The following is a 227-nucleotide window of genomic DNA, read 5'->3' on the forward strand; positions in this document are numbered from 1 at the left end:
GTATCGTCTTGAAGCTGTTGAGTCCCTTTCCTTTGATAATCAAATACCGTTCGTCTATCCGTTAAAAAAGCAGCAGGAATACCATAATTGGTTAATATCTGATGCAACACCTGATAATAGCCTGTTAGCGTTTCTTGTGGGGCAAAATAGGCACCAACAATATTACCAGAAGCATCATCAATGGCAACATGAAGATGAGAGACAGTTTGACCAAACCATCTGAATTG

General features: G+C 39.6%; 1 pseudogene. It reads right to left on the reverse strand.

Going from position 1 to position 227, the window contains the following annotated elements:
• Positions 1–227 (reverse strand): annotated as a pseudogene (locus E4T68_RS09430) (ISNCY family transposase); the annotation flags it as partial.

It is taken from the genome of Granulicatella sp. WM01 (genome assembly GCF_004570605.1).
In the GTDB taxonomy this organism is placed as follows: Bacteria; Bacillota; Bacilli; order Lactobacillales; family Aerococcaceae; genus WM01.